This is a genomic window from Thermohalobaculum sp. (genome assembly GCF_058622915.1).
The window spans coordinates 1-6,041 of sequence record NZ_JBZSYN010000068.1 but is presented as its reverse complement, the minus strand read 5'-3'; the positions used below and the strand labels follow the sequence as shown (position 1 = coordinate 6,041).

Genomic DNA, 6,041 nt, shown 5'->3' with positions numbered 1-6,041 from the left:
GTCGACGAGGTCGCTCTTCGAGGCGCACCAGACCGTGCTCAACAAGGGCGGCCCGCGCCGGATCGGCCCCTTCGCCGTCCCGAAGGCGATGTCGTCGACCAACTCGGCGACGCTCGCGACGCCGTTCCGGATCAAGGGGGTGAACTACTCGATCACCTCGGCCTGCTCGACCTCGGCGCACTGCATCGGCAATGCCGCCGAGCTGATCCAGTGGGGCAAGCAGGACGTGATCTTCGCCGGCGGCGGCGAGGAGCTGGACTGGACGCTGTCGTGCCTGTTCGACGCCATGGGGGCGATGTCGACGCATTTCAACGACACGCCCGAGAAGGCGGCGCGCGCCTATGACAAGGACCGCGACGGCTTCGTCATCGGCGGCGGCGCCGGTGTGGTGGTGCTCGAGGCGCTGGAGCGCGCGAAGGCCCGCGGCGCCAAAATCTACGGCGAGGTCACCGGCTACGGCGCCACCTCGGACGGCTTCGACATGGTGCAGCCCTCGGGCGAGGGAGCCGCGCGCTGCATGCGCCAGGCGATCGCCACGCTGGGCGAGCGCAAGGTCGACTACATCAATACCCACGGCACCTCGACGCCGGTGGGCGACGAGCGCGAAGTGGGCGCGATCCGCGAGGTGTTCGGGGCCAAGCCGCCGCGCTTCTCCTCGACCAAGTCGCTGACCGGGCACAGCCTGGGCGCCACCGGCGTGCAGGAGGCGATCTACTGCCTGCTGATGATGCAGGGCGACTTCATCGCCGCCTCGGCCAATGTCGACACCCTCGATCCCGCCTTTGAGGGAGCCCCGGTGGTGACGCGGCGCATCGACGACGCCGGGCTCGACACGGTGATCTCCAACAGCTTCGGCTTCGGAGGCACGAACTGCACGCTGGCGCTGGGCCGCTACCACGGGTGAGGGCATGAGCGGGATCATGGACGGCAAGCGCGGCCTCGTCATGGGGGTCGCGAACAACCATTCCATCGCCTGGGGCGTCGCCCGGAAGCTGGCCGAGCACGGCGCCGAGCTGGCCTTCACCTATCAGGGCGAGATGTACGAGCCGCGCGTGCGGCCGCTGGCCGAGAGCGTCGGCTCGTCGATCGTGATGCATGCCGACGTCATGGACCCGGCCACCCTCGACGCGGTGTTCGCACAGATCGCCGAGAGCTGGGGAAAGATGGACTTCGTGGTCCATGCCATCGCCTATTCGGACAAGTCCGAGCTGACCGGGCGCTATGCCAACACGACGCGCGAGAACTTCCGCAAGACCATGGAGGTCTCGTGCTTCTCCTTCGTCGACGTGACTCGCCGGGCCTCGGAGCTGATGCCCGATGGCGGCGCCACGGTGACCATGAGCTATCTCGGCGCGCAGCGGGTGATGCCGAACTACAACGTGATGGGCGTGGCCAAGGCCGCGCTCGAGGCGAGTGTGCGCTATCTCGCCAAGGACCTCGGGCCGCAGGGCATCCGCGTGAACGCCATCAGCGCCGGGCCGATGCGCACGCTGGCGGGCTCGGCCATCGCCGGGGCGCGCAAGGTGTACAAGACATCCGAGGAGAGCGCGCCCTTGCGCCGCAATGGCTCGCTCGAGGACGTCGGGGGGGCGGCGGTGTATCTGCTCTCGGACCTCGGGGCCTCGACCACCGGCGACGTGCTCTTTGTCGACGGCGGCTACCACGTCATCGGCATGGATCGCTGGGACGACGCCTGATCCGGTTCAGCCGAGGCCGGCCTCCGCCGCGATCTCCGCGGTGCGCTTGCGCGCACGCTCGGTGGCAGACTTGAGCTGGCCGCAGGCGGCCATGATGTCCTCGCCGCGCGGCGTGCGCACCGGGCTGGCGTAGCCGGCGCGGTTGACGATCTCGGCGAAGCTCTCGATGCGCTCCCAGGTCGAGCGCTGGTAGGGCGCGCCGGGCCAGGGGTTGAAGGGAATCAGGTTCACCTTCGACGGAATCCCGGCGAGCAGCCGCACCACTCGCCGCGCGTCGGCGTCCGAGTCGTTCACGTCCCGGAGCATGACGTATTCGAAAGTCACTCGCTCGGCGTTCGAGAGGCGGCGGTACTGGCGGCAGGCCTCGAGTAATTCGGCGATCGGCCACTTGCGGTTGATCGGGACCAGCTCGTTGCGCACGGCGTCGGTGGTGGCGTGCAGGCTGATCGCGAGCAGCGTGCCGATCTCCTCGCCGGCGCGCGGGATCATCGGCACCACGCCGGAGGTCGACAGCGTGATGCGCCGGCGCGACAGGCTCAGCCCCTCGCCGTCCATGGCGATTCCCATGGCGTCGCGCACGGCCTCGAAGTTGTAGAGCGGCTCGCCCATGCCCATGAGCACGATGTTGGAGATCAGGCGCCGCTCAGGCGGGCGCTCGCCCGCGCGCGGCCATTCGCCCAGATCATCGCGGGCGACCAGGATCTGGCCGACGATTTCGCCCGCGGTCAGGTTTCTGACCAGTCGCTGCGTGCCTGTATGGCAGAAGGTGCAGGTCAGGGTGCAGCCGACCTGCGAGGAGACGCACAGCGTGCCGCGATCCTCCTCGGGAATGTAGACCGTCTCGACCTCGTGGCCGCCGGCCAGGCGCAGCAGGTACTTGCGCGTGCCGTCCGCCGAGATGTGGCGGGAGACGAGGTCGGGCCGCGCGACCTCGAACCGCTCGGCCAGCGCTGCGCGGTAGTCCTTCGCCAGGTTGGTCATGGCGGAAAAGTCGGTGGCGCCCCTTTGGTAGATCCACTGCCACAGCTGCCCGGTGCGCATGCGCGCCTGCCGCTCGGGCGTGCCCGCCTCGATCAGCGCCGCGGCGAACGCCTCGCGGGTCAGGCCGACGAGGTTGCGGCGCGCGCCGTCCCCCGTCTTGCGCGGCAGCACGGCAAAATCCGGCTGAAGCGCCGCTTGCGGCGGACGCTCGGTAGTGGGGGGCATCGGCGGGTTCCGGCTCATGTCAGCGCAAACATAGTTGGCCTGCCCCGTACGGGGAAGGCCGCAGTCGCTTGGCAACCGGCCCTCTGGCGCGCCAGCGGCGCTACTTGCAGAGCTTGGTCGCCTTGTCCAGCGCGGCGGTGAAGCCCATCAGGGAGAAGGTGTCCACCGTCTTGGTGCCCCGCGAGGAATGGCCCTCGACCTTGGCGTCGGACCCGCTGCGAAAGGCCCCGACGATGGCGTCGTCATCTGATGACGACGGCGCCCAGGCGTTCTCGCCCTCGGTGAACATGGTGAACTTCTTGTCGCCGACCGAGGTCGTTACCTCCGAGCCCTTCTTGAACGGATAGCCGGCAATGAAGGAGACCTCGTGCTTCACGTTGTCGGCCGGCCGGACCGAGACCATCAGGAAGATGTCGCCGCGCCGAACCTGCACGGCCTTGCCGCCGCGATAGGCCGACGACTTGGTCGGCTGCGACGCGATCCAGCATACCTTCTGTTTGTTGGCCGAGGCCTTGAAGATCGACCAGTCCTGCTCCGATCCCACGCTCTGCTGCACCTGCGCCGCCGCCGAAGCGACGCCTGCCGCGCCCATCAGCACGCCGGCCAGCAACGCAATCGCCCGTGCCTTGCAAAATCTGCTCATGCTCGCCTCACATTGGTCGTTGCCCGCGGATCTTGCTGCCCGCCTGTCCATATCCCGACGCGCCCGCGGACGCATCTTCGCGGAGCATACTTTATGTGGCCGGAAAAATGCCACCCCGCCCTCCGAGGAAAATTCGTCTCACCGCGCGGTGTCGGGCAAGGCAGACGTATGGAAGCTCGGGGATGGCGACACGGTAGGGCCTTCGCCGACGGGCCACCCGGAAGGCGCCGGTCGCACTGGCCCATTGTGATGCCGTGGCGCGACAGCGATGCGACACAACGGTAGAACGTGGAGTCTTGACACTCGCGCCGCAGGCGGCGGAACCATATACTTGGTCCGTCGAAGCCGTGCGGCACTGTGCGGAAAACCGCGAAGGGGAGGAAGCCATGGCGACAGCGATCAGGACCATAGCTGCGGCCCTCGTGGTCGCCGCGGCAGCCCCGGCCGCCGCGGATCCCCCAACCCCGCAGGCGATCGTCAAGCAGGGCGGCTGCCCCGGCTGCGACCTGAGCATGACCGAGATGCGCAGCCTCAATCTGCACAGTGGCAATTTCAAGAATGCGAACCTGCGCGAGGCGGATCTCAAGGGCGCGGTGCTGCCCGGGGGGAATTTCGCCAATGCCGACATGCAACGCATCGAGATCGAGAAAGCGAATCTGACCGCGGCCGATTTCTCGCAGGCGGCGATGCGCGGCGCCGATCTGGAGAAGTCCGACGTCACGGGCGCCCATTTCGCCGGCGCTGACCTGCGCTCGCTCGATCTGGGCGAGGCCACCGTCATCAGTGCCGACTTCACCGGCGCCGACATGCGCAATGCCTTCCTCAGGCGCGCCAACGCCGACAAGGCCATCTTCCGCAACGCCAAGCTCGACGACGCCGACTTTGAGCGCGCGGAGATCAACGGGGCCGATTTCACCGGCGCACGGCTGCCCTATGCCGACCTCAACCGCGTCGACGCGCGCGGCACCAGCTTCCGCAATGCGGACCTCACCGGCGTGACCCTCTCGAGCGCCGACCTCAGTGGCGCCGATCTGCGCGGCGCCAATCTCGCCCGGACCCACATGCGCAGCACGAACTTCTCGGGTGCCGATCTCAGCAGCGCGCGCAATCTCGACACACGCCGCCTGGCGCGGGCCTGCGGCGACGACAAGACGAAGTTGCCGAGCGGGTTCAAGATCAAGATCTGCGGCGCTCCGGGCAACTGATCGCGCCTCACGACTTCAGACGGTAGCCGGACTTCAGCCAGCGCCAGGCGATCCAGCCGAGCGCCGCGTTGAAGCCGAGCGTGGCCAGCAGGCCGAGCGCGGGCTGGGCGTCGCCGAGCCCGACGGCGCCGTAGCGGAAGCCGTCGATCAGGTAGAAGAACGGGTCGAAGTGGCTGATGGTCAGGAACGGCTCGGGCAGCACCGAGATCGAGTAGAAGGTGCCCGAGAGAAACGACAGCGGCATGATCACGAAGTTGGTGATCGAGGCCATCTGGTCGAACTTCTCGGCGATGATTCCGGCCAGCACGCCGACCAGGGAGAGCATGAGCGAGGCCGAGGCGACGAAGGCGAGCGCCCACAGGGGGTGGGTCAGCTTCACGCCGACGGCGGGGAAGATCACGATGCCGATGGCCAGGGCGCAGGCGAGCCCCCGCGTCGCGCCGCCCAGCGCATAGCCCGCGAGCAGCTCGCCGGGGCTCAGGGGCGGCATCAGCGTGTCGACGATGTTGCCCTGGATCTTCGAGACCATGATCGAGGACGACGTGTTGGCGAAGGCGTTCTGGATCACCTGCATCATCAGGATGCCCGGCGCCAGGAACATCGGGAACGGGATGCCGGCGGCGGCACTGACCGCCGCACCGCGGTGCGCGCCGAAGGCAAGCGTGAAGACCAGCATGAAGAGCACGGCGGTGATCACCGGCGCCAGCACCGTTTGCGTCGCCACATGCGCGAAGCGCCGCACCTCGCGGGTGTACAGCTCCCACAGCCCGACCCAGTTCACCCGGCCGAAGCGGCGCACGCCCATGGTGTTCGATCGCTGCATCTCGTACCTCGTTTGGAACCGGCCATCGGCGGGCCGCTCGACTAGCGGCGTGGGCCGGACGGCCACGCCGGCCCGACTTGTAACCCGCGACGCGGCGCATACAATAGTGGGCGGAAGTCCTGCGCGGTTCGGCCAGCCAACGCGGCTGAGCGAGCGGGTCCCGCAACGAGGAGAGACCGATGTCCTGGACCGAGGAGCGGGTCGAGAAGCTCAGGGAGCTTTGGGCCGAGGGGATGAGCGCAAGCCACATCGCCAAGACGCTGGGCGGTGTGACGCGTAATGCCGTGATCGGCAAGGTTCACCGGCTGGGCCTGTCGAACCGCAGTGGCGGGCCGTCCGCCGAGGACGCGAAGCCGGCCGAGAAGCCGAGCGCCGCGCCCCGCGCAACGAAGCCCACCCCTGCAGCGGCGCCCGCCGCCGAAGAGGCCGAGGAGGCGCCGGCCGCCCCCGCCCCGGCGCGCGCCCAG

At 68.5% G+C, this 6,041-nt stretch carries 7 protein-coding genes; 4 read left to right on the top strand and 3 right to left on the bottom strand.

What is annotated here, in order from left to right:
* Together AC32QD_RS05695 and AC32QD_RS05690 are read left to right on the top strand one after the other, a co-directional pair.
* Positions 1-904, top strand: a 904-nt coding sequence (locus tag AC32QD_RS05695) for a beta-ketoacyl synthase N-terminal-like domain-containing protein (protein ID WP_492009515.1), incomplete at its 5' end; no start/stop codon positions are given.
* 4 nt (positions 905-908) lie between these two features.
* Entirely contained in the window at positions 909-1,697 is a 789-nt protein-coding gene (locus AC32QD_RS05690) for an enoyl-ACP reductase FabI (RefSeq protein ID WP_492009514.1), read from the top strand.
* A 6-nt stretch (positions 1,698-1,703) separates the two neighbouring features.
* Here the strand turns inward: AC32QD_RS05690 and rlmN are convergent, their stop codons facing one another.
* Together rlmN and AC32QD_RS05680 are read right to left on the bottom strand one after the other, a co-directional pair.
* On the bottom strand, positions 1,704-2,903 hold the full coding sequence (gene rlmN / locus AC32QD_RS05685) for a dual-specificity RNA methyltransferase RlmN (RefSeq protein WP_492009513.1): 1,200 nt from the start codon (positions 2,901-2,903) through the stop codon (positions 1,704-1,706).
* A gap of 100 nt (positions 2,904-3,003) precedes the next feature.
* Entirely contained in the window at positions 3,004-3,546 is a 543-nt protein-coding gene (locus tag AC32QD_RS05680) for an invasion associated locus B family protein (RefSeq protein WP_492009512.1), read from the bottom strand.
* Between the two features lie 296 nt (positions 3,547-3,842).
* Between AC32QD_RS05680 and AC32QD_RS05675 the strand changes: the two genes are divergently transcribed.
* Positions 3,843-4,751 (top strand): pentapeptide repeat-containing protein, encoded by a 909-nt coding sequence (locus tag AC32QD_RS05675; protein WP_492009511.1) that lies wholly within the window; start codon positions 3,843-3,845, stop codon positions 4,749-4,751.
* Between the two features lie 7 nt (positions 4,752-4,758).
* Here AC32QD_RS05675 and AC32QD_RS05670 read toward each other — a convergent pair whose 3' ends face one another.
* Complete coding sequence (locus AC32QD_RS05670) at positions 4,759-5,574, bottom strand: ABC transporter permease (RefSeq protein WP_492009510.1); 816 nt, start codon at positions 5,572-5,574, stop codon at positions 4,759-4,761.
* Between the two features lie 179 nt (positions 5,575-5,753).
* Here AC32QD_RS05670 and AC32QD_RS05665 point away from each other — a divergent pair.
* The coding region (locus tag AC32QD_RS05665; RefSeq protein WP_492009509.1) for a GcrA family cell cycle regulator at positions 5,754-6,041 on the top strand (288 nt) is incomplete at its 3' end.

Coding starts and splice junctions, on each gene's coding strand:
- AC32QD_RS05690 (WP_492009514.1), top strand. CDS start 909: ATGAGCGGGATCATGGACGGCAAGCGCGGCCTCGTCATGGGGGTCGCG.
- rlmN (WP_492009513.1), bottom strand. CDS start 2,903: ATGCCCCCCACTACCGAGCGTCCGCCGCAAGCGGCGCTTCAGCCGGAT.
- AC32QD_RS05680 (WP_492009512.1), bottom strand. CDS start 3,546: ATGAGCAGATTTTGCAAGGCACGGGCGATTGCGTTGCTGGCCGGCGTG.
- AC32QD_RS05670 (WP_492009510.1), bottom strand. CDS start 5,574: ATGCAGCGATCGAACACCATGGGCGTGCGCCGCTTCGGCCGGGTGAAC.